At 50.2% G+C, this 26953-nt stretch carries 16 protein-coding genes; 3 read left to right on the top strand and 13 right to left on the bottom strand.

The genetic code is table 11. The features are described from left to right. Window positions 1-361: 361 nt before the first annotated feature. From WBJ53_RS06820 to WBJ53_RS06850, 7 genes are all read right to left on the bottom strand, one after another. The gene (locus tag WBJ53_RS06820) at window positions 362-1204 is read right to left on the bottom strand and encodes a sialate O-acetylesterase (RefSeq protein WP_338875319.1); all 843 of its coding nucleotides are present in this window, start codon (window positions 1202-1204) and stop codon (window positions 362-364) included. Between the two features lie 137 nt (window positions 1205-1341). Further along, window positions 1342-2919, bottom strand: a complete 1578-nt coding sequence (locus WBJ53_RS06825) for a glycoside hydrolase 43 family protein (RefSeq protein ID WP_338875320.1) — start codon at window positions 2917-2919, stop codon at window positions 1342-1344. A gap of 129 nt (window positions 2920-3048) precedes the next feature. Further along, window positions 3049-3597 (bottom strand): VOC family protein, encoded by a 549-nt coding sequence (locus tag WBJ53_RS06830; protein WP_338875321.1) that lies wholly within the window; start codon window positions 3595-3597, stop codon window positions 3049-3051. Window positions 3598-3600: 3 nt separating this feature from the next. Next, window positions 3601-5883 (bottom strand): glycoside hydrolase family 127 protein, encoded by a 2283-nt coding sequence (locus tag WBJ53_RS06835; RefSeq protein WP_338875322.1) that lies wholly within the window; start codon window positions 5881-5883, stop codon window positions 3601-3603. Window positions 5884-5937: 54 nt separating this feature from the next. Beyond that, entirely contained in the window at window positions 5938-7611 is a 1674-nt protein-coding gene (locus WBJ53_RS06840; RefSeq protein WP_338875323.1) for a glycoside hydrolase family 43 protein, read from the bottom strand. Window positions 7612-8216: 605 nt separating this feature from the next. Further along, a complete protein-coding gene (locus tag WBJ53_RS06845; RefSeq protein WP_338875324.1) occupies window positions 8217-9605 on the bottom strand; it encodes a HAMP domain-containing sensor histidine kinase in 1389 nt (462 codons plus the stop codon). 2 nt (window positions 9606-9607) lie between these two features. Beyond that, on the bottom strand, window positions 9608-10282 hold the full coding sequence (locus WBJ53_RS06850) for a response regulator transcription factor (RefSeq protein ID WP_338875325.1): 675 nt from the start codon (window positions 10280-10282) through the stop codon (window positions 9608-9610). 202 nt (window positions 10283-10484) lie between these two features. Here WBJ53_RS06850 and WBJ53_RS06855 point away from each other — a divergent pair, with 202 nt between their 5' ends. Beyond that, window positions 10485-11213, top strand: coding sequence for a DUF1080 domain-containing protein (locus tag WBJ53_RS06855; protein ID WP_338875326.1), 729 nt, complete (start codon window positions 10485-10487; stop codon window positions 11211-11213). Window positions 11214-11324: 111 nt separating this feature from the next. On the opposite strand, the gene WBJ53_RS06860 is transcribed toward WBJ53_RS06855, so the two are convergent. Further along, entirely contained in the window at window positions 11325-14228 is a 2904-nt protein-coding gene (locus tag WBJ53_RS06860; protein WP_338875327.1) for a glycoside hydrolase family 95 protein, read from the bottom strand. 359 nt (window positions 14229-14587) lie between these two features. Between WBJ53_RS06860 and WBJ53_RS06865 the strand changes: the two genes are divergently transcribed. Continuing rightward, window positions 14588-14875: a hypothetical protein gene (locus tag WBJ53_RS06865; RefSeq protein WP_338875328.1), complete on the top strand. Its 288-nt coding sequence runs from the start codon at window positions 14588-14590 to the stop codon at window positions 14873-14875. Between the two features lie 163 nt (window positions 14876-15038). On the opposite strand, the gene WBJ53_RS06870 is transcribed toward WBJ53_RS06865, so the two are convergent. The 4 genes from WBJ53_RS06870 to WBJ53_RS06885 form a co-directional block, all read right to left on the bottom strand. Continuing rightward, window positions 15039-17549: an L-rhamnose mutarotase gene (locus tag WBJ53_RS06870; RefSeq protein ID WP_338875329.1), complete on the bottom strand. Its 2511-nt coding sequence runs from the start codon at window positions 17547-17549 to the stop codon at window positions 15039-15041. Between the two features lie 90 nt (window positions 17550-17639). Further along, complete coding sequence (locus WBJ53_RS06875) at window positions 17640-20417, bottom strand: glycoside hydrolase family 2 TIM barrel-domain containing protein (RefSeq protein WP_338875330.1); 2778 nt, start codon at window positions 20415-20417, stop codon at window positions 17640-17642. A gap of 174 nt (window positions 20418-20591) precedes the next feature. Beyond that, entirely contained in the window at window positions 20592-21362 is a 771-nt protein-coding gene (locus tag WBJ53_RS06880; protein WP_338875331.1) for a glycoside hydrolase family 43 protein, read from the bottom strand. Between the two features lie 260 nt (window positions 21363-21622). Beyond that, on the bottom strand, window positions 21623-23035 hold the full coding sequence (locus WBJ53_RS06885; protein ID WP_338875332.1) for a glycoside hydrolase family 140 protein: 1413 nt from the start codon (window positions 23033-23035) through the stop codon (window positions 21623-21625). A gap of 230 nt (window positions 23036-23265) precedes the next feature. On the opposite strand from WBJ53_RS06885, the gene WBJ53_RS06890 reads away from it, so the two are divergent. After that, entirely contained in the window at window positions 23266-24030 is a 765-nt protein-coding gene (locus WBJ53_RS06890) for a DeoR/GlpR family DNA-binding transcription regulator (protein ID WP_338877165.1), read from the top strand. Between the two features lie 73 nt (window positions 24031-24103). Here the strand turns inward: WBJ53_RS06890 and WBJ53_RS06895 are convergent, their stop codons facing one another. Then, a complete protein-coding gene (locus WBJ53_RS06895) occupies window positions 24104-26851 on the bottom strand; it encodes a hypothetical protein (protein WP_338875333.1) in 2748 nt (915 codons plus the stop codon). Between the last annotated feature and the right edge of the window lie 102 nt (window positions 26852-26953).

The following is a 26953-nucleotide window of genomic DNA, read 5'->3' on the forward strand; positions in this document are numbered from 1 at the left end:
CTATGATCGCTGGTTTTATGCCTATAATCCAAGTGGCATTTGGTGATCGTAACAAATTTAAACGCATCGTTTTCTCAGGTTTTTCTGGCATTTAACCCCTAGCCCTCTGAAGGGGGTTAAGGCTTGATTATTAACCCTGAAAGGGTGTCATGTTTATAGCAAAGCAGCTAAGTAAACGACCCTTTAAGCCCCGAAGGGGTGATATAATTTCGCCCCTTCGGGGCTTAAAAGGATACAAGGCATCTTTGTCCTATAATCCTGTCATCCCTTCGGGATTAGAGCTTAACAGCCGACCCCTAAAGGGGGTCGGGGGTAAGGTTGATTACTCAAACGTCTTCTCAATAAAACCTTTACGCCTTTTTTAATTCGGTTTATACCCCAGCAACGTCAGCATTTCCGCAGCGTATCGTTTGCCCAATTCCCGGTATCCGGCGGCATTGAAATGCAGGTTATCGGCCGAATCGGTGCAGCCCGCCGACGAAATCACGTGTGCATTTTTGATCGTTTGCGGGAGCGTAGCAATAATCCTGTTCATGCTCGCACATTTGCCATCCTGATCCGCGTTGACCAGTTCGCCAGCCAGCAACGGCACTTTTCTGGGCTTCAGATCCAGGTCGTTCATCAGATTGTCGTACACAACCTTCACTTTTTGGGTCCACAACGTATCGTTGGTATTCGACTCGCCCTGATGCAGCAGAATGCCTTTGATGACGCCATCTTTCTGCGCCAGTTTCGCCATATCGACCAGGCGAGCGTATGGGTTTCCGTCGTATTGGCTGATGAAGTTTTTCATCCAACCCGGCACCGTCGTGACGTACGATTCGTAATGGTCTTTGTCGAACAACTCGATCTTACAACCGCCGATTGCTACGTTAATCACACCCACCCGGACCTTTTCGGGTAAGTTGGCCACCAGTTCGCGACCAAAATAATCAGCGGGGGTCAGGCCGGTTTTACAGCGGCATAAGGGTGGAACGGCCGTGTACCAATTTCCTTTCGTCCGGCCTAAATCGGGACAGTCAACGGCTTCCATCACCTGAAACCGGCTGTTCACATCAACCGTGTCCTGCGGTTCTATCTTGGCATTGCCCTCCATGTTGGACTGACCGAAACAGAGGAAAATGTAAAAGTTTTTGTCCTGTGCGTATCCTCTAAATCCGATAAAGGCAAAGAGGACCAGTAAACAGATTCTATGCATAGTCATATAATAAAGATCAGTAGGTTTAAGCGACACTTTTGTCATGCTGACGAAGGAAGCATCTTCGGAGGCTGGGTAAAGGTTGCACCCGAAGATGCTTCCTTCGTCAGCATGACAAAAACGGCGCACTCCCCTCATCGCTCTCATTCTTTCGCTGCGATTTGGTTAGTAATCCGGAAATAATCGAAGTCGGAAAAACCGCCTGGTTGTTGGGTGGCGTAGGTAAACAGTCCGAACCGATAGCCCATAAAATGCGGGATGGTGTAGGGCATTTTCAACGGTTCGCCAATCGGTGTCCATGACTTACCATCGAGGCTATAGAAGAAATGGGCTGTATCTTTTCGATCACGAAAATCACATTCCGCTTTCAGATAGACCGTCTTCTGGCTCAGCGGAACGCGCTGTACCTCGACTGGCTTTCCGGTAGCCGCACTAATCATCACGATGGCATTTTGTCCATTTTCCCGCTTTACACCGACCAGACCGTAATTTTTCTGTAACAGACTCAATCCCGCAAAATCGCCGTCTTTCAGGTTCGACACATCGAGCAACGTAGCGCCTGTGCATTCCGGGCCGATGGTACGCTGGGTAAGGGTGTTGCGGGCCATCACGAACGACGTATCGGTACGCCCGGTTTTCAGCCGCAGGTAACCTTTTCGCTCTGTCACCGACCAGAGGCTATTATCGGGATTGTGGTTCCACTGCCAGACCAGCGGCAGGGAGGGTTCGCCTTTTTTGCGGGTAAACTCATCGGAGTTCACGATGCCGGGAATAAGCCCTTTGCTGGCGGGCAGGTTGAGCGTTTGGGGCACTTTACCGTTTTCGCCCAGCACCGGCCAGCCATCTTCCCATGTCACGGGAACCAGATACGGAATCCGACCAACTCCACCAAAATCACGAAATAAGTAGGCGTACCATTTTCCATCAGGCGTATCGATCAGTCCGCCCTGCGCGACACCCAAATCCTGTAAGGCTACCCGGCCTTCCCAGGGGCCAGCTAGTTTGTCGGCGCGGTGTATGACCACCGTTCGCATTCCGCCTTTGGGCCAGGTGATGTTGAACAGGTAATACCTGCCATTCACCTTGAACAGTTGCGATCCCTCGGCGGGTAAGCCACCGCCCGTGCCCGATGGAATGCTGGCGTTTTCGATAAGAACCTGTTCAGTGGTTCCTTGTTTCACCCCCGACGCATCGGCCGTCAGTTCGACCAGTTTGAGTTTACCCGCCCCGTAGATCAGGTACGTTCGCCCATCGTCATCAAAAAAAAGGCTGTGGTCGTGATAGGATGGCTTGAATGAGATTTCTTTCCAGGGGCCTTTTTCGATGTTTTTAGTGGTGTAGATGTGGGTTCTGCCGCTGGTTTGCGCAAAGGTCGTTGCGTAATAAAGTCCGTTGTGGTAACGTAAGCTGCTGGCCCACGAACCCCGACCGTAGGTGCTTTTGCCGTTGGTCAGACTCATAGCGTCTGTGGTGGTGAGCGTGTCGTAGGCGTAGCCAATCAGTTGCCAGTTGATCAGGTCGTTCGACTTCATAATCGGCAACCCCGGACTCAGGTGCATGGTGGTGCTGCTCATGTAATAGGTGTTACCCACCCGAATCATAGCCATATCCGGTACATCGGCAAAAATGACCGGGTTCTGCGCCAGTTGGGCTGTTGCCCAGAACTGTGTCAGTAGCAATACTAAGGCCAATAAACCAGAACGAAAAAGGAGGATTTTCATATAAGTACTTTATTATTAGCTACTTATGCGTCCTTTTTTTGTCATCCCGACGGCAGGAGGGATCTTCGGGCGATACAAAAAATTCTTATACCGAAGATCCCTCCTGCCGTCGGGATGACAGAAAAACGCTTACTCCATTGGACCGATTAGCTCAATGAACGTACCGTCGGGGTCCTGCACAAAAACAAACTGTGCTTTGTCGTTCAGAGGTGTGGGCGTACTGCCCAGAAACGGCACCTTCATCTGCCTGAGCCGGTCAATAATGGGTTGTAGTGCTTTCACCTGAATGGTGATGTACTGCATACCCGTATCATCCTGAATGTGGCTGGGCTTCGGATGCGACGCTTTTTTGCCGAAGCTCATCAGCTTCCAGTCGGTGGCTTCGGGGCTGTTTTCGAGCTTCAGGATGGTTACGTTCGTCGCTACGCCATTAGATAATCCAGAACGTTTGCCGAAGTCTTCGCTGATGGTAAAACTGCCGGTTTTGACCATGCCGATCCCATTTACGTAAAAATCCAGCGAGCGTTCGAGGTCGGCCACTACGACCCCGATACCAATGGTTTTGCTGGTGAAATTAGATTGCGCCAGCGAGTTCAGCACACACCCAAACACCAATAGTGTTATTTTGACACTTTTATAGGTATTTATTTTCCATTTGTTCCTGTTGAAGCGAATCATACGTTACTGCGTTACAAGTCTGATTTGATTGAATCGAGGGGTACTTTTCCCATTTCGGGCCGTGATTTTCAGCGAAATCACCTCCTGGCTGTCTGCTCTAAGCCGTATCGTTTTTCCCTCAGATGAAATAAGTTCGGCTGGTTTTTCATTAATAAGGAAGTCTACATTGTCCAGCTTGATATCGTCTAAAGCACGAATGTCAATGTATTTACCCGTCTGATTTTTGTTCTGAAACTGATAGGCGATGTATGAATGGGTACGTCTCCAGAACCGCTCGTCATCGTAGCCGGAATCACTCTTTTCGCCTTTGTACTGGTGGTCGACTTCGGGTTGCTGTTCGCCACAATTCACTTTGTCTACCGTGCTGGCTTGCAGGGCGATTGCCTCCGCTTCCTGCTGTTTCAACCGGGCTTTCTGTTCGTCAAAAGCAGCTTTGGAAAAGGTCTGAAAATACATCTGGTAGCGGGCATCATGTACCTCATAAAACGGCTGTAAGGTCAGCGAGTCCAGACTAAACCGGAGCCGGTCAATGGGTTTGAGGGTGTTCAGGTACGTTGCCGGGTCACCCACAAGCGCATAGGCATTGGTGAGTGGGTATAGTTTTCCTTTCGTTTCGTGACCCATCCGGCTGTCATCGGCAAAAAGCCCCGTCAGGTCGTTCGTCGACGTTTTGGCCGTCAGCACTATCGGGCCGTTCACAAAGGCCGCCCAGTTGGAGCCGTCCGGCAAATATTCCAGTTGCGTCGAGGTCTTGAACCGGATGGTTACTTTATCACCTGATTTCCATTTCCGGCGCACGGCGACATAACTCGACGGGGTTGCCTCAACGGTCTGCGCCTTGCCATTGACCAGAACCACAAAATCACCGGCCCATTTCGGGTAGCGGATGTTCAGCGAAAATTCCTGTGGCTTTTTTGTTTCTACAACCAGTTCCGACCCGTTTTCATACGGAAATCCGGTACGCTGGGTCAGCCTGATCGTTTTGTCGGCCCAGTTTACCGTCGACGGAATGAACAGATTGACGAATAGGTCGTTAGCGGAATGGCTGTAGATCAGTTCGCCGTATTTGGTGTGGTTTTCGATCCCCGACCCGACGCAGCACCACATGCTGGTTTCGGGCTGCGAATATACCCGGTAGTGGTTGGGGCGAATGGGAGTGAAATACACGAATCCGCCTTTTTCGGGATGCTGACTCGACAGGATGTGGTTGTAGAGCGTCCGTTCGTAGAAGTCAAGGTAAGTGGGGTCGTTCTTATCCAGAAACAACGCTTTGCTCAGGCGCAGCATATTGAACGAATTACAGGTCTCCGGCCCCTGATTCGAACGTAGCAGTTGACTGAAATCCGTTGTCGGGTTGAAATGCTCGCGCACGCTGTTTCCGCCAAAAGCCACGCTGCGGGTCTGCGATACGTTCTGCCAGAAATACACGGCCGCTTCCGACCAGTCGCTCTTGCCGGTTAACGTAGCAATTTTCTCGTACCCGATCACTTTCGGAATCTGTGTATTGGCGTGTAGTCCCGTTAGTTTATCCTCTTTCGCCAGCAGCGGATTCAGCAGCGCCCGGTGCGAAATCCGCTGCGCTGTTTCGAGGTACTTTTTGTCGTTGGTCAGGATGTAAAGGTCAGCAAAGGTTTCGTTGATGCCGCCATGTTCCGTACGTAATACCTGCTGAATCTGCTCGTCGGACAGGGGTTTTATCAGGTCGATAAACCAGTCGCCCAAGCCGACCAGTACGTGTTTAGCCTGCTTGTTCCCGGCGTATTCGTAAGCATCGCGCAGCCCAGCGAACAGCTTGTGAATGTTGTAGAGCGGCACCCAGGTGTTGTTCAGGCCGAAGCTGCTGCCGTCGATATCGCCTTTATGAATACGCTCCCAGAACACCTTTCCCTGCGGAATGCCACCAACGTATCCATTGCCATTTTTAGCCTGACAGCGAGCCAGTTGATCGACCATGTAGTCGAGCCGTTTTTTCAGTTCAGCATTCCCGGTCGAGGCATACATCATCGCCAGCGCCGACAGATAATGCCCACCGATATGCCCATCCAGCCCCGAACTTTCCCAATTACCGTAGCGCGGAGCTTTCACCGGCAGCCCGGCATCAATCAGGTAGGGCGCCAGCAGTTTATCCGGGTTCAGCGCCAGGATATACTTCAGGTCAACATCCTGCGCATTCTTAAAAGGCCCGCCTGTTAGCTTTACTTCCTGCAACGTAAACGGCTGCATCTGAGCCAGGGCTGAAACGCTGGTTAGAAAGAGGAGGGCGATATGGAGTATGGGCTTTTTCAAGGGTAACGTTATGTTGTGTTTTTGTCATCCCGAAGAATGAGGGATGACAAATTACTACTTATACATCGGGTCGTCGCCTTTGTATTTCAGGTACTTGAACGAAGCCGAATTCTCGGATTTTTCGCCTGATGACGTAGCATACAGGCCATACACGCAGCCAATAAAACTGTTGGCCGCTTTGGTGCTCAAAAACTTGCCGTCAACCTGGTCTTTTAGCACGTTCCAGTTTTTTCCGTCAGTCGAGTAGTAAAAACTGTACAAGGCACCTTCCGATTGTATTTTAAAATTCACTCTGGCAGCGGATGAAGTCAAAGGCACTTCAGTTACCAATTCCAGGGCTTTGTCTTTGCTCTTGAACAACTGAATCACGTCTTTGCCTTCTTTTTTTGATTTGGCCACGAAGTAGAAATGGCGTTCGTCCTGAAAAATCACCAAACCCGCTTTTTCATTATCTGATTTTGGCGAAAAGGTCACTTCGGTTTCGGCAGTGCTGTATAAGTGTTGTTGTCGCTTACCCACAAACGAAGGATTTCCCATTTCTGAAATTGTTTCCGGTTTGAGGGTAAGTGTTAGTCCATTGGCCTTCGACGTTTTAAACGAACTGCTATCCACTGTTCTCAAAAAAAGCATCGACAGATCAAGCCCTTTGTCGAACGTCATCGTATACCCAAAGTTGCCGCTTTGCGGCAAAGCTTCTTTCTGTTTTACTTCTTTGATGTTTGTTTTGTATTGATACTCAATGGCTTTTTCACCGTGTTCGATCATCGGCCAATCGTTTACCCACGTCAGTGGAGCTATGAACATTTCACGGCCAGTATTGTAATAATCGCCTTCGTAGGGACGTACCGCTAGGAAAATCGAATACCAATTTCCGTCGGGACCTTCGATAAATTGAGCGTGCCCGGCCGACGTAATTGGGTTGGGTCTGTCGGCGGGCAAATTTCTTTGCGTCAGCACCGGATTTCCTTCAAACGGTACATAAGGCCCCCAAATATCTTTGCTGCGCAGGGCCACCTGCGAGTGATTGACGGAGGTTCCACCTTCGGCCGCATACAGGATATACCAACCGTTGTGCTTCAAGATATGGGGGCCTTCGATCCAAACGGGTTTTTTAGACAGATCTACACCACCATTCACCAACTGTTTTTCTTCACCCAATACTGTCAAATTCTTATAATCGAACTCGTACATTCGGATGGTGCGGTGACCCGAATACAGCGGTTTGCGGTCAGGCGCATCGCTGTTATAAATGATGTATGCTTTGTCGGTTTCTTCATCGAAATAAATGGAGGGATCAATTCCGCGTACTTGCGGAATTTTCACCGGGTTACTGTAAGGACCAGCCGGATTTTTGGACGTTACGACAAAATTTCCATCGTGGTCAATGTCCGTACACGTCACGTAGTACGTCCCTTTGTAATACGTAATGGCCGGGGCAAACAGCCCACGCGTCATCCGCTCGCCCATAAAATCCATTTGCGAAGGACGATTGATCACATTGCCAATTTGCTTCCAGTTTTTCAGGTCGCGGCTGTGCATGATCGGCAAGCCCGGGAAATACGAAAACGTAGAATGCACCGAATAATAATCAGGCCCCACCCGCACGATACTCGGATCAGGATAAAAGCCCGTCAGGATCGGGTTTACGAGCGTAGTCTGAGCCAACGTTGTTTGGCTTAATAGTAGGCATAAAGCCCCAAAAATGAATAGCCGCAGTCTATTTTTCATGAGTGATTTATTGGAAATCGCTGGCAAGTGGCTGATATATCTTTCTAAACGGAAGAGCTATGTTGCCTGGCAACGATACGTTTATGGGAAGTTTTATGATACATTTAGAACAGGCTCATACTCTAAATCTTTTGCCTGATCACGTCAGCAAAGGTATCTCTGCATTCGGATAGCCGAATTTCGGCTTAGGATGAACAGTGTTTAGGATATTTGCTGATTTGCAAAAGTTTATAGTTTCATTTTTAGCCCTAATACCAGTACTTTCGCCAGCATGCCTTTGGTGAAAAGTGTCTTTTTGACACTTTTTGCGTTAAAAAAAATGGTCAGTAAAGACCCTATTCTAAAAAGGTTAATATCTATGTTATGGTTAGTCGGATGGTAATGCAATTTTGCAGCGGTATAGTTATAAAGCATACGTGGCTATTGATGAATAATGACTGAATTTTGATCGTTTCGGAGATTTCTTTTCAAAATCGATAGGTAAGTCAGTTAATCTGGTTGGTTCTCATTTTTGGGGCCAGGTCGCCTGCCTCTCCAAATGGCGGCTTAATGAACTAGCTGTACGAAAACAAACGTTGCTGTCTATTTTTCGTTAGTGTTGCCGATCAGGCCGGTTGTAGAGGCAAAATAACTACCACAACTGTTCCTCCTTCAGGGCGTGGATGCAGGTGTAGCTTTCCCTGATGCAGGGTAATGATTCGATGGGCCAGGGTTAATCCAATGCCAAATCCGCCAATTGACAGCGCATTGGAACCTCGTACCAGCGGCAACAAAATCTGCTCTTCTTCGCCCGGTGTAAGGCCAATGCCCTTGTCTTCAATTCGGATACGTACGCGCTCTTCAGTATCCATTTCAACATAAAGGGCAATGGATTGGCCGTTGGAGTATTTGGCGGCATTGTCTAATAAGTTTAGTAATGCTGTTTTGAGCAGCGATGCATTCCCCAGAACCATAACAGGTGTAGGCTGTTCCAGAACACCGTCACTCAACTGAACGGATAAAGCCTGTCCGGTACGTTGCTGGCCGAGCGTGTCGGCGGCATCCAGTACAATTTCAACCAGTTCGAGCGATTGGCGATCAATCTGGCCATCTACAGTGTCGATGCGAGCCAGTTGCAGTAAGCCATTTGCCAGCGTAGTTAGTTTGTTGAGTTCAGTTACTGCCTGTACCATTCCACGCTTGAGGCTATCGGGGTCGTTGTCGTAGAGTATTGACGTTTCCAGCCATCCCTTAATGGTGGTAAGGGGTGTTCGTAACTCATGCGAAGCCTGGGCAATAAAGGAACGTTGGTTGTCGACCAGCCGTTCCTGCCGGTTTAACAGGTCATTGAATGCTTTGGCCAATACACCTACCTCGTCCTGTGGAGTAGTTGCCCGCAGCCGGAATGCCATTGTGCTGGCCGGGGGCGATTGAATCTGATCGATCAGGCTATTTAGTGGCTTGAGGGCCTGCCTGGAGAAGAAATAACCAAGCAAAACAACCAGGCCGATAGCAACAGCATTCCCAACGATAAACAGGTCGCGTAAATCGTTCTGACGCTGATAGCCATCCTGGTCATAGGCAGTTGCTATGGCTACGTATTCGTGCCCATCGGGAGAGGGCAACAGACCCGCATAGGTCAGCGCAATTCCATCTTTAGGGTAAGTATGGCCAGGGCTATTATACCGAAACCGCACCAGCCGTTCGCGCCGGACTCGTTGCCGAAAGGCGTGGTTTGGTATGAAATCATTCGTGGGCTGACTGGCATAAATCAGACTGTCGGTTGGCGAGTAGACAAACTCGACCTGCTCAGGCATCGACGTAATAACGTTTCCTGCTACGGCTCCTTTCAGCGTTAGCAGTTGTTCGGTTATGCGGGCTTTTCGTTCAAGTCGGTCTTCAATGGATTTTTGCCGGAAACTGGCGTATGTGTTATAAACATAGACCGAAAAAATAAGCAAAATGCCTGCAACCAGCAACGAAAACCACAGAATCAGTTTATGTTTGATCTGCATGGCTAGCCTCGTAAAACATACCCCATACCAACAACCGTATGCAACAGTTTTGGGTTGAAATTTTTGTCGATCTTTTTGCGCAGGTAATTAATATACACTTCAATCACATTGGTGTTGGTGTCGAAATGCAGATCCCACACCTTTTCGGCAATATCGACCCGGCTGACGGTTCTTCCCCGATTGATCATTAAGTATTCCAGCAGCGCATATTCGCGGGCGGTCAGCTCAATGAGTTGTCCGGCACGAGTAACCGAATGGGCTTCTGTGTCCAGTTCCAGATCGGCAACCCGAAGTGTTGTTTTTATCCCCGTAAAACTGCTGTTTCGGCGGGCAAGCGCTTTGATTCGCAGGATAAGTTCCCGAAATTCAAATGGTTTAACCAGATAATCGTCGGCACCGGCTCCAAAGCCGCTCTCCTTATCCGACAGGCTGTCGAGTGCTGTCAGCAGCAATAGGGGCTGTCGGGGCGACTCCTGCTTAATACGCCGACATAGCTCAAATCCATTGATGTGTGGCAAATTAATATCCAGAACAACCACATCGTAGCTGTTATTGGCAAACATCCGCTGTCCCATCAGGCCATCATATGCCAAATCAATTTCGTACCCCTCGCTTTCGACTCCTTTTCGAATAAAAGAAGCCAGACTAATTTCGTCTTCAACCAGTAATATTTTCATCTGCTACGTAGGGGCAACCTAAGGCTTATATATTCTCAACCTTACCAGTAGGCTTAACAAGCTTAAAATGCACATAGTTGCCCGGTCCTACTGGCAATATCTTTAGAATGAGCTACGCCGGCTGGTCTAAAGCAATGTACATAAGCGCATAATGAGGAGTTTAGCTGGATGATTTGCTTATATTGATTCAATCCTAATCACTATGTTTTTGAAACGATCTGTTTTCAGTTTATTAATGGGGCTGGCTTTTGCCGGTGTGCAGGCGCAGCCGCTCAACACCTTATCGGCGCAGGAAAAAAAAGAGGGATGGAAATTGCTGTTTGATGGCCACGACCTCAAAGGCTGGCATAAATACAATGGCAAAGGAGTGCCTTCGTCCTGGAAAGTGGAACAGGGCGTTTTGCATTTGGATGTGCCTAAAACGGCAACTGGTACCGTTCGCGACGGTGGCGATTTGGTGACCGATGCGGTCATATCCGGTGATTTTGACTTCAAAGCGGAGTTTAAGATTGAAAAATACACCAATAGCGGTTTCTTTTTCTTTGTGGAAGAAGCGCCTAAGAATGAGAAGGTTTATACTACTGGATTAGAGGTTCAGGTGGGCGACGATGTGCTGTATCAGAAAGCCGTGGAGCATCCGCATAGTTCCGGTGATCTGTTTGGTATAGCGGATGTCCGTATTCAGGAGCCCCAGCCGCTTGGAAGCTGGAATAAAGTGGAGGTTATGCTAAAAAAGAATAAGCTGACCGTCACCATCAATGGCTATGTGGTTCAGGAACACGATGTGACGAGTGCCGACTGGAAAAAACGCGTGAGTGCCAGCAAGCTAAAAGATGTTCCCTTCGCCAAGGGCAAATTTTCGGGTCGAATTGGCTTACAGGACTGGAATACCAGTGTCTGGTTTCGGAATATTAAGTTGAAATCCCTGTAATATAGGCTCATCATCACGGGAACAATCTAAACGAATCTCCCAAAGCGATCAACTTTGGGGAATTCGTTTTTTAGGGCTGGATAGAACCTGTCAGGCACTACCCAATTGACTCTACAGCACCTTCAAATCGCCATTGAACCGGTACGTTTTGCCTGTTTCGGTTGTCAGGTTGATTTGCTTATCGCCATAGCGAAGAACGCAGGGCTGGCCCGCTTTCGACGTAACATCAACACCCGTCAGATGGCCATTTTGCCAGCGAATGTTCAGCACAAAGCCGCCCTGCGCACAGATGCCGTTGATGTATCCGGTGGGCAGGGCGGAGGGCAGGGCGGGAAGCAGATCAAGTAGTTGCGCGGCACCCCGCTGGGCGGCACCCCGCTGGGCGGCACCCCGCTTGTCCTGACTTTGCAGCATCATCCCGGCAATGCCGCTTGCTCCCCCAAAATTGCCATCAATCTGGAACGGAGGGTGTGCATCGAACAGGTTGGGGTATGAGCCTCCGCCCGTTGTGCCTTCGGGCGATATAGCTGGCCGGAACAGTAGTTTGAGCATGTTATAGGCATGATTACCATCGCGGAAGCGGGCCCAGAAGTTGATTTTCCAGGCCAGACTCCAACCCGTTCCTTCGTCGCCCCGCTCCAGCAGCGACTGCCGGGCGGCTTTCATCAACTCAGGCGTTTCATCCCAGCTAATATCAGTACCGGGATAGACGCCCCAAAGGTGCGATACGTGCCGGTGGTGGTCGTTTGGATCGTCGATATCCTGAAGCCATTCCTGCAACTGACCATGCCTGCCAATCTGATTCGGGGCAATCTGGCTGTACATGGTTTTGAGCGTATCCCGAAAGGCGACATCCGTGTCAAGTAGTTCACTGGCGGCCACGCAGTTTTTAAACAGATCGCGGATAAGCTGATGGTCCATTGTTGGGCCAGCAACCAAACCGCCGTGTTCGGGCGAATTCGATGGCGTACTGATCAGCCAGCCAGTTTTGGGGTCATTGACCAGAAAATCGACAAAAAACTGAGCGGCCTCTTTCATAATCGGATAGGCTCGCTTTTGCAGAAATGTCCGGTCCTGCGTGTAGCAGTAATGCTCCCAGAGGTGATGCGACAGCCATGCACCCCCACTCACCCAGATACCGTGATTCGACGCATTGATGGGTGCCGTTCCGCGCCATAGGTCGGTGTTGTGATGGAGTACCCAGCCACGGGCCTTGTAATGAGCCCTCGCTGTTTTCCGTCCCGACTCAACCAACTCGTCTATAGCCGTAAACAGCGGTTCGTAGCAGGCCGGGAGGTTCAGCATTTCGGCAGGCCAGTAGTTCATTTCGAGGTTGATGTTTGTGGTGTATTTACTGCCCCAGGGAGGGGTCAGCAGATCGTTCCAGATGCCCTGTAAATTAGCCGGTTGCGCCAGTACACCGGTGCGGCCCGGACGCGAAGCAGAAATCAGCAGATACCGGCCATATTGCACATACAGAGCCGCCAGGGCCGGATCGGGGGTTTGGTCAACCTGCTGAAGCCGCTCGTCGGTGGGTAATTGCTCGTTTGGTGAATGGCCTAAATCCAGCGAAAGGGTATTAAAATAAGATTGGTATTCGCGGATATGGTCGGCTTTGACCGTGTCGAAGCGTTTGGTACGTAAGGCCTGCAACGGCTGCTGGCTCATCGTAGCCGGGTCGCCCGAAACGTCTTTGTAGTTTTTGAAATTAGTCCCCGCCGTCAGATACAAGGTGGCTTCATCGGCTCCCGAAATAATCAGTTTGCCGGCTGACACGCGAATCTGGCCTTTCCTGGTTTGGATACGTAACAGACTTTCGCCACGTAGCGCCCCGTTTTTGACCTGGACCAATAGCGCAATAGTCTGATTGTCAATTTGCCGGACCGACGAACCAGCGTGTGGGCTATCCAGCGAAGCCTCGAAGCTGATTTTACCGGGCTGACTGGCCGTCAGGTGAACCGCCATCACCTGATCGGGGGCACTGACCAGATACTCGCGGGTGAAACGTACGCCCTTGACTGTGTAGGAAACGCGTGAAAGGGCCGTTGTCAGGTCCAGTTCCCGGCGGTAGTTTGTCGCCTGTTCCTGGTCTTTAACGTGGAGCCACAGATCGCCAAAGGGCTGATAATCGGCTTGATACCGGGGCGATGCGGGTGGATTCCCGTCCTGAATCCAGTAGTGGAAAGGCCGACGAAGTGGTACGCCATCGGTGGGTTGCTGACCGACAGGGTAGACAACTAACGTTGGCTGGCTGGTTTTGACCCCGATAAACCCACCTTTATCGAACAGATTGATCACCTGAATGGCGAGTTGATTTTTGCCAGTACGTAGTTTAGCCGCCGGAATTTTGTAGCGCCGATTTTTCGCAATGCCCTCGTCAGAACCGATCAACTCACCATTCAGGTACGTAAAATCCTGATCGCGGATGCGGCCCATATCGAGGATTACGTCTTTACCTGCCCAGGCTTCGAGCAGATCGAACGTCGTACGGAACCAGACGGCGCCATCCAGCCCTTCCAGCCCCGCTTTTTCCCATCCTTCAGCAGTGGGTACCTGCATGGTTTTCCAGTCACGATCATCGAACGTAGCAACCGTGGGATTTGCCGCTACGGTACTTAGGTTACGTACTCGTGTCAACCAGGCTTCCTTTTTCTGCACATAATCCGTTTCGTTGCTTTGCCGCCCCATGAACGTCTCCTGCGCCAGTTTTTCGGCTTCGGCCTGTTTGCCGTCGGCAAGCAACTGGCGAATCTGAGGTAAGTACTGAGCCGCTCCTTCGCGCTGGTATTCACGCGGCCCACCCGTCCAGAGGGTTGCTTCGTTGAACTGAATATGATCGTCCTGAACACCCCCGAATACCATACCGCCCAATCGGCCATTACCAATCGGCAAGGCCTCAACCCACTGATTGGCCGGCCGGTTGTGCCACAGCGTAAGATGCTGACGGGCAGGAGTTTGCGCCTGCGTTTTGAGAAACAGAAAAAGAGCCGGGAGCAGGAAGCGGGAAATTTTCATAAGCATGCCAAAAATAAACCTATAAGTCATTTCAGAACTTGTAGGTTTTTAGCCAATCACTCTACAAAATTTACGTATGATGCACGCTGCTCGTCCGCGATAGTATTCTGAACGAGCGAAATTATTGCTGCATGATTGTCAAATGGTTTAACTATTGTTAGAATAGGGAAGGATAGAAAAAAATAACTACTAAGACAGCAAAAAATGATCTGGCCCAGTTGGTGATACGCGGACGTAATGCAATGGGTAAAATTATTGAAGGATCAATTCCTGACGGGGAGATTTCGTCTGAAGATCCTGGCCATTCAGCGAATACTAGCCAAACATAAAGATATAAAGTTGACGTCTTTTCTGCCCGAATGACTCCTTCTCTTCGTAATTCGTTTGTGCTGGTAGATACCAGAATTATTTGCCGTTTCTTTCTGAAAAAGCTCCAAATTGTGGCAGCGTATAATGAGCTATTGACAACTGCCGTTCCTGTCATTTCCGCCAGTGTGTATATTGAATTGATGCGATGGCGGGTTAATATTCGGGGCCGCACAGTTGATCCAATTACCAGGAATGAGTTTGATGCTATTCGTAAGCAATTCAAGCACGTGCAATTAAATCCTGGAGATTGCATCGAATTGGCTACAGAGGTTTGTTGACTTTATCCAGCTACCGGACCTGGCGATTGCTTTACAATTGGAGTCGGTTTATAGTTTGAGATCCCCGATTTCACGCTGAATCAAAAACATTTCGAACGAGTACCTGGCCTTCGTCTTTACCGGCCCGGTAATTATAATGTTTTGGAAGTCAATTGACCAAAGACTATTGACCAGTTTTAAATTCTACCCAGACTTCGCCCGGTTTGGTGCCCGGAATACCTTCCTGGTATTTTTTCATGTGGACATTCCACACATCCATCCGCGGATTGTTTTCGGTAGTTTTCGGGTTGAGTTTGTCCAGGCTTTCGCCTTTCGGAACGCTGATCACCAGCATGAGTTGCCGACCATTTCGATACAGCAGGAGTTGCTGAAACCGGGCGTTGCAAAATCCGTTGGCCACTTCTGGCCACTTCTCAAACTGCGTAGCGTGATAGGTCAGATACTCGTTCTGGAGTTTGGCATCCGCTACGAGATTGGCGGTTAAAATCGTATGACTCCACTCGCCCGATACGGGCCCGGTGTCGCAACGACTTCGGTTAAATTCGTAGAAAAGATCGTAATACGTTTTGACGGTCGACGTTGGGAAAGCCGACTTCAGGCGTTCGCTCAGCACAAATACATCCTGTACTTTGTCGAAAATGACGTAGTGGTTTTGCCACTGATAGAGCGCTTCCGGACGAACCTTACTGCGGGCCATTACTTCCTTTAGCTGCTCACGATCAATCGGTTGCGCTTCGCTGCCCGTGAGTTCGACAATAACCGGATTTTCCTTGTTAATACGCCATTGTGGATCGGCAGGCGCTTTTTCGCGAAGCAAAAATTGATAGGGTGTTTCAAGACCCGCTTTTGCTTTAAGACTGTCGGCAACCTGTGGGCCGTTGTGTTCCCAGACGTTGTTCGGGCCGTTGGCATTTTGCAGGTATTTTTCCGAGGGTGTCCAGTTATCTTTTACCGTAAAATACGATGAACCCTCATCGGTGTAGAGGTAAAACCAGTGGGCTGGTAAGTGCGCGTAAGGCGCTTTGTATACGCTGTCAATGACGTTTTCTGTGAGGCTGGAACCGGGCTGCGCCGACAGCGTATAGATACCCGCAGCGTCGTACATATGCTTGGCATACTGATGAATCCGGTTCGCCACCACCCGATTGTTGCGCATGGCGTTGATGGTCCGTGTCCAGCCCCAGCCCAGGCTGATGCCGCTGTAGCCCACTTCGCTGATATCGTTATGCGCGATGACGATGCCCCGAACGTAACCCGCACCGATGCCTACGGAACCCCAGTCTTCATTCGTTACGTTGGTGATCAGGTTGTTGCTGATGGTCAGGTTGCTGCATATTTCCCGCTCATCGGTTGGGTTGTAGGGCACATGAATTTCCGTGGCTTCGTCGGCGAAAACGCCCGCCATAATTCCCGTACCGCCAATGTCTTTGAACAGATTTCCCCGAATCACATTGTCCTGAACACCTTTGTGATAGTCCAGTCCGGTAGCCGCCATGTGCTCAAATCGACACGTCTCGAAACCCGTCTGACTGGCAAAATTGACTTCCACAGCCGCTGCCGGACGACCCACCCACGCCAGATTCTCCAATGATTTTTTGTCGGGCGTACCCGGAATTTTGAGCTTGTAGGCATCGAGCATGTACAGTCCCGCCTGATGCGGTACGTGTCCCTGTTGAGACGGCCGCAGCCAGCCCGTATGTTGAAACGATATACCTTTGAACAGGACGTTCGCAACCGGATGGTCAATCGTTCCGGCGATACGTACCAGCGTTTCAAGTGCGGGCACAATGACCTGCGCGGTGGCAAGGTTTTCGTCCGGGCGCGGGATGTAATAGATTTTTGCGGCTTTGGCATCCAGAAACCATTCGCCCGGCTGGTTCAGAAACTGAATGGCATTGGTTAAGTAAAACGCTGAATTGCCCGTTTCTTTCGATAGCCAGGGCGCAGGCCACGGATGTTCCGACTGAATCCGGCTTTCGGGCTGATGAAACCAGAGCCTGGCGCTATCGCCTTGTACATCAATGCGTTTGATACGTAGATTAGCAATGGCCCACCACTGATGGATAAGCATTTCGAGCCCGGCGGCTTTGGACAGATCACCGAATTTCGGCGCCGGAATCCAGCAGGTCTGCTCCTGTTTATTCCACGACAGAATCCGGTTCATCAGCGGATAGGGTGTGTCTTTGGCACGTATTGCTTTCTCGCCATTGACCCACAACTGTCGAAATTCCAGCAATCGCCCGCCCACGTTTGGTGCATCGGCCACCCATACGTTGCCGATGGCATCTTTGGGCAAACCCGTTACGGTGCCTTTCAGCTTCTGCCAGTTTGTGATAGCTACGCCCCCACTCAAAATGGGTTTCTCTCCCGGAGCCGCTTCAATAATGGTTGGGCTGGAGGGCGTTCCCGAATCTTCCGGCCGAATGAAAACAGGCTCACTTAAAGCGTACAAGCCTTTTTTCAGATAGATATGCGCTCCCTGCGAAATACCCGGATCGTTCAACCGACGGAGTTCGCGAACCTTGCGAAGCCCCATCTGTAAACTGGCCAGCGGCTTCTCCTTCGTTCCTGCACCGGCATCCGACCCACCCGGTGCAATCCAGATTTCAGCCTGCTGCGCGAAAGTGAGCGTAGAAATAAAGGCAAGGAGTAACGTAGCGATGGTTCGTTTCATTTTGTTCGAATAGTGTCAATACCCCCAACCCCCTGAAGGGGGCTTTGGTTGAGTATAAGGAAAGCCCCCTTCAGGGGGTTGGGGGTGTCTTCATCGTCCAGAAAAGTCAAAGTACAGTGTCAGTTCTTTGGCGCGGGCGGGCTCTTTTTCGTAATCGTAAAACGCGTATTTCTGTCCCATCGGCCCGGTGGTTTCGTTCCGCTGTGTTTTGGTGCCGATGCTGGGAATGCCCTGCATGAACGAAATGTCGCCCGACGGGAAAATGGGTTCGTAGTTGTGCCACTGGTCGGTTTTCCAGGCGGGTGTGAACAGCCGGAAAAATACATCTTCGTTCTCGGTCGCAACGATAAACGGATTGTCGGCTTCGAACCGGCACCAGTACAGGTTGGCATGATAGCCTTTGAATTCGGGATAAACCAGCGGCTGCTCACCCGTTTCGGTGTTATTATAGGCTTTGCTCCAGACACCCAGCGTACCGCCCTTTAACCGGTTTTTCCAGACGCGGTACGGCCCTTTCCCCATCCACTTGACGGCCTTTATTTTGTCTTCCGGGAATGAAAAATTGACCCCGTTCATAAACGTAAAATAGGCATTGGGGAAATAACGCACCCGCATTTTTACCCAGCCCGACGTATAAACTGTCCACTGCAAGGTATTGTAGGCCGTTTTCCGGTCGAAGGCCGATTCGATGATAAGGTTTTTGCCTTCAGTACGCTGGGTGAAGTGGCTGAAATTATTGACGGCTTCCTGCAAAATCGGGCCATTTGTCAGCAGTACGTTCCCGTTAGCGTTCGAAACCTGACGCAGAACCCCGTTACGTTTGCTGATCGACAGCTGAATCCCGTTGGCCGTTACGTTATACAGCGAATCGGTTTCGGTGAGCGTTACGTTGCCCGATCCTTCGGTTTTGACCATTTTGGCCGCAAACTGATCCGGTAACGTAATCGGAAAGCTCCAGGTAAACAGCTCGCGTTTGGACGGGTCAGTGGCCGTGATGTATAACAAATCGTAGTCCATCCAGTCGGCGGGAAGAGCCGCTTTCAGGACACCCTTTTCCAGTGGTTTCAGAGTTGGGGCCACAACCGAAAATGGTCTTCCCGCCCCAGACGAGCCTCCGACTTTAACTAACTTCCCGGTAAACGAACACTGAGCCGTATTGGTAAAATGGTAGCGGTTTTCAATCGGGAACGTACCATCGAAGGTGGGCGTAATTTCCCGACGTTCCAGCCGGATTGGCGACCAGACTTCTTTGATGGTGAAAAAGCTACCTTCCTTTTCGCGGTACGGTCCTACAATTCCATCAGCCCCACGATTGCCATCGGTATCGAGCAATCCTTTGCCGCCATTCCGGTCGGTACGTACCACGCCCTGGTCAGCGAAGTCCCACAGAAAACCACCGGCGGCCAGGGGTTCATGCCACATCGCTTCCCAGTAATCCTCAAGCCCCGCCCCGTGGCCACCATCGTACATGCCATGCAAAAACTCGGTCGGCAGCGTAATGGAATGCCCGAGATTATAATTGCCAATGCCGTAGTTGAATTCGCGGTAATGCTGCGTATCGAAGCCATTGAAACCTTCCCAGGCATGAAGTACGTGCCGTTTTTGTAGGTCTTCTTTCGCAAAAAGCGGGTCTAGGTCGCGGTTATGGCCACCTTCGTTGCCGTTGATCCAGAGAATGACCGACGGGTGGTTGAGGTCGTGCCGGATCAGTTCGTGCAGGAGTTTGGTACCAGTCGGGGTATCGTAATGCCCATGCCAGCCCGCCAGTTCATCGAACACAAACAGCCCCAGCGAATCGCAGACATCCAGAAAATGATCGTCGGGCGGGTAGTGCGACATTCTGACGGCGTTCATGTTCATGTCTTTCATCAGATTGACGTCCAGTACACTCACGCCTTTACTCAGCGCCCGCCCCGACGACGGCCAGAACGAGTGCCGGTTCACCCCCTTCAACTTGATCTTTGTACCATTGACGTAGATGCCATCCCGCTGCCGAATCTCAACGGTTCGAAATCCAAACGGTTGCGTGACGACGTGAACGGGTTTTCCAGCCTGTAGTAGCCGAAACTCAACTTTATAGCGATTCGGGGTTTCCGACGTCCACAGCATCGGATTGGCGATTGTTTTTGTCAACGTAACGGTTGGATTACCCGAGCCGACTTTGGTGGTAAACGGTGTGCCTACTTTCTGTCCCGAAACCGTCAAAATCTGTGCGGTTACGTCGGCGGGTTTTCCGTTCGTATTCAGTTGAAGCTGCGCCCTGAACGTACCGTTCGCTTTGGCGTCGATAGCTACGTGGTCGATGTGGTCGGCGGGGAGAATTTCCAGATAGACAGGTCGAAAAATGCCGCCAAAAATCCAGAAATCGCCTTTCCGTTCGGCTTCATTCACGGATGGGTTGGCCGAGTGTTTCGAGATGGTAGCTTCGAGTAGATTACTGGTGCCGTAGTTGAGCAAATTCGTTACGTCATATTTAAATGCATAATATGCACCCTGATGAATCGGCCCGGCGGATTTGCCGTTGAGTTTTATGTCGGCATCCGTCATAACTCCCTCAAACACAAGGTTCACGCGCTTGCCTTTCCAGGCCATGGGTGCCTGAAATTCGTATTTGTACAAGCCCTGCTCCTTTCCTTTTGCCGAGTCTTTATTGAAGCCGTAGTTGTATTTTCCGAACCCCTGCAATTCCCAGTTTGACGGTACTGGAATGGTCGTCCACTTGCCCGAATTCTGACCGGCCGTGCAGTAGAATTGCCAGTTTACGGTACGATAATTCCCCGTTCCCGACAGGTAACGCCGTTCGGTCGGCTGGGCCAAAGCGAGTTGACCGAGGGAGAGGATGAAGAGGGTTAAAAAATGGTATTTCATTATTGGCATTAGTCGTCCAGGGGCCAACCACAAAGGAAAGGCTGGTTAAGTTTAGTATTCAACCCTGAAGGGGTGATAGGATTGTAGAGAAACAAAGCCACAATAGCCTCTGAGCCCCGAAGGGGCGACACTCTTTCACCCCTTCGGGGCTCAAATGGAGAGATGCCCCATTTTCTATAATCCTTTCATCCCTTCGGGATTGCCTTTCAACAACCCGTTCAAAATCTTCTTCTTAGCCCTAAAAATCGTACCGTGCTTGTGGCCTTCGGGAACTGATATGTATGACTTCACATCCGTAAACGTTTTGAAATCGCGCGTCCTGACAGCATCATAGGTTTTCGCCTGATACGAGTCAAAGTAGATCAGCCAGTCATCGCCCACTTTGGCTACCGATGGGCCTTCGGTGAATTTTTCCGTAAACGCTTTCGATACGTTTGTAAATGGCCCCGTTGGTTTAGTGCCAAAGGCGACTTTGATGTTCCGTTCGGGACGGGTATTGTCTTTCAGCACCAGCACGTAATCCGATGCGTTACGTTTTATAATGACGGCATCGATCACACTGAATTTCGGGTCCAGAAAGAGTTTTGTCGGGGCAAACGTTTGAAAATCCTTCGTGGTGGTGTAATACATCCGGTGGTTATTCTTCTCCTCTTCTTCCCCCCGCTCAAATCGCCCGGGAATGGTAGACGCCCAGATAATCACAAACTCGTTGGCTTGGTCATCATAGAACAGTTCGGGCGCCCAGACATTTACGGTGGTGGGTTCGTGTTCCATCACCGGAATAAACCGCTCCGGCGACCAGTGAATCAGGTCTTTCGAGCTGGCATACCCAAACCCTTTATCATCCCGCCATCTGCTCGTCCAGACCAGATGGAACGTACCGTCTTTCCCCTGCGCAATCGACGGATCGCGCATCACTTTCTGATTGCCAATTTCGGGTTTCAAAAACGTACGGTTCAGATCGGTCCATTTATAGCCATCGTAACTGTAGAGAAAGCGCAGTCCTTCATTAGCCGGTTCATGAAACGAGCTGAATAAGTAAACGTCTTTTGAGCAGGAGCTTAAAAAAAAAGGGAGAAGAATAAGCCCGACAAACTTATTCTTCAGTTTAAAAACCCCTAAATCCCCTAAAGGTGACTTAGTACAAGTTCGTGCAAAGTCCCCTTTAGGGGATTTAGGGGTTTGGGGAGCTCTATGACGCGTCTTCATTTCTTCTGAATGACTAATACCCAGTCGTTTCCGTTTTTGGGGTCGGCAGGCGGGTTAAATTCCTGAACACCTGTGTTTGGTACGTCGCCAATGGCGGTCGTTTTGCCGTCGCGCGGGCTGAACCACGAAGCCGTTACGTTATCGCCGGGAATTTTACCCATGTTCAGCCTGATGTTCCGGCCCGTGTACGTATACACCAGCGCATAATCGGGACCGCGACTGGCTACCAGATAATCATAGCGGTTTCCCTGATTGGCAATCAGCGACTGATCGGGAACACGGTCGAAAAACGAATGCGCAAGCATCAGCTTTTTCAGGTGAATCATCTGACTGGCACCGGGCGCATCGATGGCTTTTGTCCAGTCGTCGATGGCTCCAAACGAACTCTTTTTATCGCCTTTTTTATAAAACTGCATGATCGAGTTATGTCCGTAGGTGTACCCAAACGCTCCCGCCAGCACCGACCAGTAGCCGTAGCGTCGCACATCATCGGCCGTCCAGCGCGGGTCTTCCGGATTGTGCAGGCCGTGCGGAATCTGTTCGTACGACGGCTCGCCATCAATAACCGGCTTGGTCGGTTTTAGCGCCAGATCAGCCTGCATATACCGCCAGTTATCTTCGCCATAATGCTGTTCATCCTTCGCCGAGGTATCCTGCGCATACGATTTGTGGCCTGACTGTACCATGTTGAAATCCAGCCAGGGTTCAGTATGGAACCACTCCGAAGAAGACGTCCGGCCGCGCGGATGGAACGTGATCAGGTGCGTTGAATCGATCTGGTTGATAGTCCGGCCAATGGTTTTCCAGACTTCCAGCGAATCACTGCCTTTGATGTCGCCCCCATCCAGCCAGATGATGTTTGGCCGGTTTTTATAGCGATTCGCCAAAAAGTCGGCGTAGGTTTTCGCCCGCTGCTGATTGACGTGTTTGGTCTTTACGTTGTTGCCCCAGAGCGGAACCAGCGCCATATAAATACCCTTTTCGCCCGCCTTATCGACCACGAAATCGACGTGATCCCAGAAATCATATTGCGCTGAGTCGCTGACGGATTCCCCTTTTGTAAGCTTAGGTGTTGCTATATTTTTGCCGATCAGAGCAGAGTCGCCGTAAACATTTGCGGCTGCGAGCGTGTGCAACACCATCACCTGAATAACGTTGAAGCCTTTTTGTTTCCGGTTTTCGAGGTATGTTTCGGCTTCCTCGCGCGTCAGTCGATTGAAAAGCAGCCAGCCCGTATCGCCCAGCCAGAAGAACGGTTTATGGTCACCCATGGTCAGAAATCGCCCGTTTTCGGATACAGAAAGTCGGTTAGGATCAATCTCTGACGCTTTTTTTTCAGAATTGCAGGCTATACTGATTGCCAGTAAACATCCGGCAAAAAATGTGTGTTTAAACGATGGGTTTACCATGCACAAAGAATGAGATTTTCGGGCCTGGTAACTTGTATGATTTTTTCGGCGGTTTGTATGATTTTATCAACCTGAATGCTGTTTTACGGTATTCGGCAGGTCGTTATGCAACATTGATAAAGAAGGGAGAGGCATTTAAGCAGACTTTACTTCGATGGCTTGAGCCGTATTTCAGAAGTGAATGATTCTTTTCTTTACTTTTGACGGTTTTCGAGATGAACGAAGTCAGTATGCTGCCGAATCAACGCCGGGATAAAATACTTGAATTATTAAAGGAAGATGGCTCTGCCAAGGTTATTGATCTGGCCCGGATCTTTAAAGTGACCGAAGTAACGATTCGGCAGGATCTGGAAAAGCTGGAAAAAGATGGCCTGGTCATCAAAGAACACGGTGGGGCTTACCTGAAAAACGTGGAAGATCAGGTACGCACGTTTTCGCTGGGAAATCAGGAGAACATCGATAAAAAAGAAGTCATTGCCACTAAATGCCTGGAGTTCATCGAAAGTGGCGACAGTATTATTCTGGATTCAGGGTCGACGACCACTGAAATAGCCAAAAAACTGCGGGGGTATAAAAACCTGACCGTCATTACCAATGCCCTGAACATCGCGTTGATTCTGGGAGCCGAACCCGGCATTGAAGTGATCATGACGGGTGGCGAATTCAAACCGCCAACGTTGTCGTTAACGGGTCAGAAAGCCGCCGATTTTTTCAAGGGAATCAATGTACAGAAGCTCTTTCTGGCCACGGCAGGCATATCCCTCAAATCGGGTTTAACCTACCCAAGTATCAGCGATCTGGTCGTTAAAAAAGCCATGATCGACGCTGCCGATACAACTTATCTGGTCGCCGATTCAACCAAAATTGGTAAAAGCGCTTTCGCCAGCCTGGGAGCCCTATCGCTGATTGATTACATCATTACGGATGCGGGTATCGAAGAAAAACACAAGCAGGTGTTTCATGATAATGAGATTGAGCTGATCCTTGCTACGTAAGTGATACTTTTCTTTTGACAGGATGGACAGGTTTTTTTGATAATTAATCCTGTAAATCCTGCCAGAAAAAATATCACTCGAACAACCAGTCAATATTCTTTTTATTTCCGGCAAGGCCCGCATCGAAGGCTGGTATTTCCTGATTTCCATCCATGAAGCCGAGCAGCAGACAGGCACCTTTGCCCAGATTCAGCGTGTGATGACCAGATTTGAAGGAATACGTGTGGACATTGACGGGTGGCAACCCATTTACCAGAATGGCATTCGAGATTTTGATTTCCGACTGACCGTAGTCGTTGGCGCTGGCATCCGTTTCCAGTTCGGGAGCAGGCAGGTAGTTGGGTTTCTTTTCGTTGAAAAAGCCTACCAGCAGTTTTACCGGCTGGGTCGTCGTAAACGTCAGACTGGTACGTTCCGATTGCAGTGTTGTTTTAGCCAGTTTCAAGCCCTTCAAGAGCCTTAATTCGGGAGCCAGCTCGCTGATGGTAGCAAGCGTATCGGCAAAAACAGCCTGCCCTTTCTCGAGCGAATACCGTTCCACCTGCGGACTTTGCCACGTAACGGTAGCGGGTTTTAGCGGCACAGGCTGTTTGGCAACGGCAGCCGGAGCGGACTTCAATGAGTCGAGCACGTGCTTAAATCGAGTTAACTCTTTCTGATACACCGGCAGCATCTCTCCCCACGTTTTATACGTTCCGTCGACACCGCGCATTGGTATTTTACGCTGCTGGGTTTGCATACTGTTGGCATACAGATACGTGTCTTTCGTGAGATTCGTCAGATCGGTAAAATGCTTCACACTGCTTTCGAGTAGCGGCACGGCTTTTTCCAGATCGCGAACGTCGCTGGAGTATTTGTAACGGAGAACAGCCAGAGCTGCCCGGGCTTTCTGGGCGTAGAAATTGGCCAGCGCGTTCTGGCAATATATATCATTTTTCAGTCGGTCGAATTCGGTCTTGTCTCTCGTGACGGTACCAGCGGCTTTATCGATGGCGGCTACGGCTTTTTTACCGTGTTCAACTACCTCGTCGGCTACCTGAACCGGTGTTTCGCCAATGTGACGGTCTTGCTTCCAATCCTTCTCGACATAGTCGATAATCATTTCGCCTTCAGGCGCTTCCGATTCATACATGAGCGTAAAAAGCCCATAGCGAAACGGATTGATGAGCTGCGTCATGAGCATACCCAACGTCAGTGTTTGCCGGTTGCCATCGGTGATGCCGTAGCGCCGTAATAATTTAGGTTCTATCTCCCCCGCCTGTTCATACGCTTCGAGTATGTCTTTGCCCTTGCCAACGGTCAGGCCATATTGATTGGCTAGTTGCGTTCCCCAATAAGTGATTTCTTCCGAACGATTTCGATTCGCTTTCCAGGCGTAACGCGCCCAGGTTTTGTACCACATCCAGTCGCGGTCGAGCTGGAGCAGCCGCGGGCTGGTTTTGTCGGCGGTATAGGGCCAGTCCCAGTACGAAGCTTCGGGATATAGATGCAGGCCGTTGGCGCCATAAACGCTGTGCATGGCCTGCACCGACTTCTGAATAAAATCGGCAGAACCGTAGCGAAACGGCTCCAGATTGGCCAGAATATGCACATTCTCCACGTGAACCGTACCAATGTTGCTGAGCGTTCGGTGCAGGTCGGCCCATTTGCCGCGTGGTGTGTAGGTCGTCAGGGCTTCGCCGTTGAACTTCGCCATCGTGTACAAATTTTTGTACAGCGGTACAGCAGCTTTCATCACACGGGGAGCGTCAGTATCATGGGCACGTAACACAATAGGCGGTTCGGTGGTTTGGCCCAGCAACTTCAACCCATCCTTCACGCCCGGAATAATGGTTTTGGTAAACCAGTCGACATCGTCCTGACCAACGCCTTCCATCGCTTCACCGAGCGTGATGAGCAAACCGACGTTCGGGTATTTCTGCACAAAAGCAGCAATCGATTTTTGGGTGTAATCAGCGATCAGCGGAATAATGGGGCGGTTCCGGTCCTGCGTTTTGATGTTGTGATGTTCGGCAAAGGGTTTCGAGACAATAATGTTGTAAAACATTTGAATCACCCAGATCCCCCGCTTATCGGCCTCTGTAGTCAGAAATCGAAAAATCTCCTCGTTTTTTCGGAACGTAGCGTCATCCACTTCCACCGCATACGGATACTCCTTCAACCTGACCAGCGACGCAAATGGGTGACCGTTCCACAGATACAGCGAGTTATAGCGGTTCTCAACCATCATATCCAGGTACCGAATCCACAGCGCTTTGTCATACAGCCAGGGAAACGTTTCGGGCGTATAAGGGTATTCGTACACCGTGCGGCCGGGCAGATAGGTTGGTTTCTGAACGCCCACGCACGTACCGCGAAGCACCATTTCGGGTTTGTCGGCGAGGTTGATGGTGTCGGGCAGTTCACCTGTTTCCTTGACTTTGTCCGCCAGCTCCAGACAGCCATACAACACCCCGGACAGATCGGCTCCGGCTACCAGAAATGGGTTCCGGTCAGCTTTGCGGATCGAAAAACTTTCTTTTCCGGGGTCTTTCTCTGGTGTAAGTTTATACGTAGCCGCTAGCTGTCTGACAGCCTCATCTGACCATAAACCGACCAGAATCTGCTGACTGCCGGTGGCCTTCCTGCCCTGCACAATGGTGGCCTGATAACCTGCTTTTGTTAAGGCCTGTTTCAGTTTCTCGGCCCCAAACCTAATGCGGGCATGGGCCGATGCCGGAATGACAAGGGTAATCAACGTATCTTTTTTAGGGGCTTTTTGTGCTATCGAAGTGAATGACAGCAGCACAAAAAGGGCCGAAACGAGGGTATTTCGATACATGGGATGTAGAAATTCTTATGCACAAAACTTTCCCAATGCCTGAAACTTTCGGGAAGTTGACTATCTCGTGAAAACAGACCGTAATGAGGCAAATGTATTGAC

This window comes from Spirosoma sp. SC4-14 (assembly GCF_037201965.1).
Lineage (GTDB): Bacteria > Bacteroidota > Bacteroidia > Cytophagales > Spirosomataceae > Spirosoma.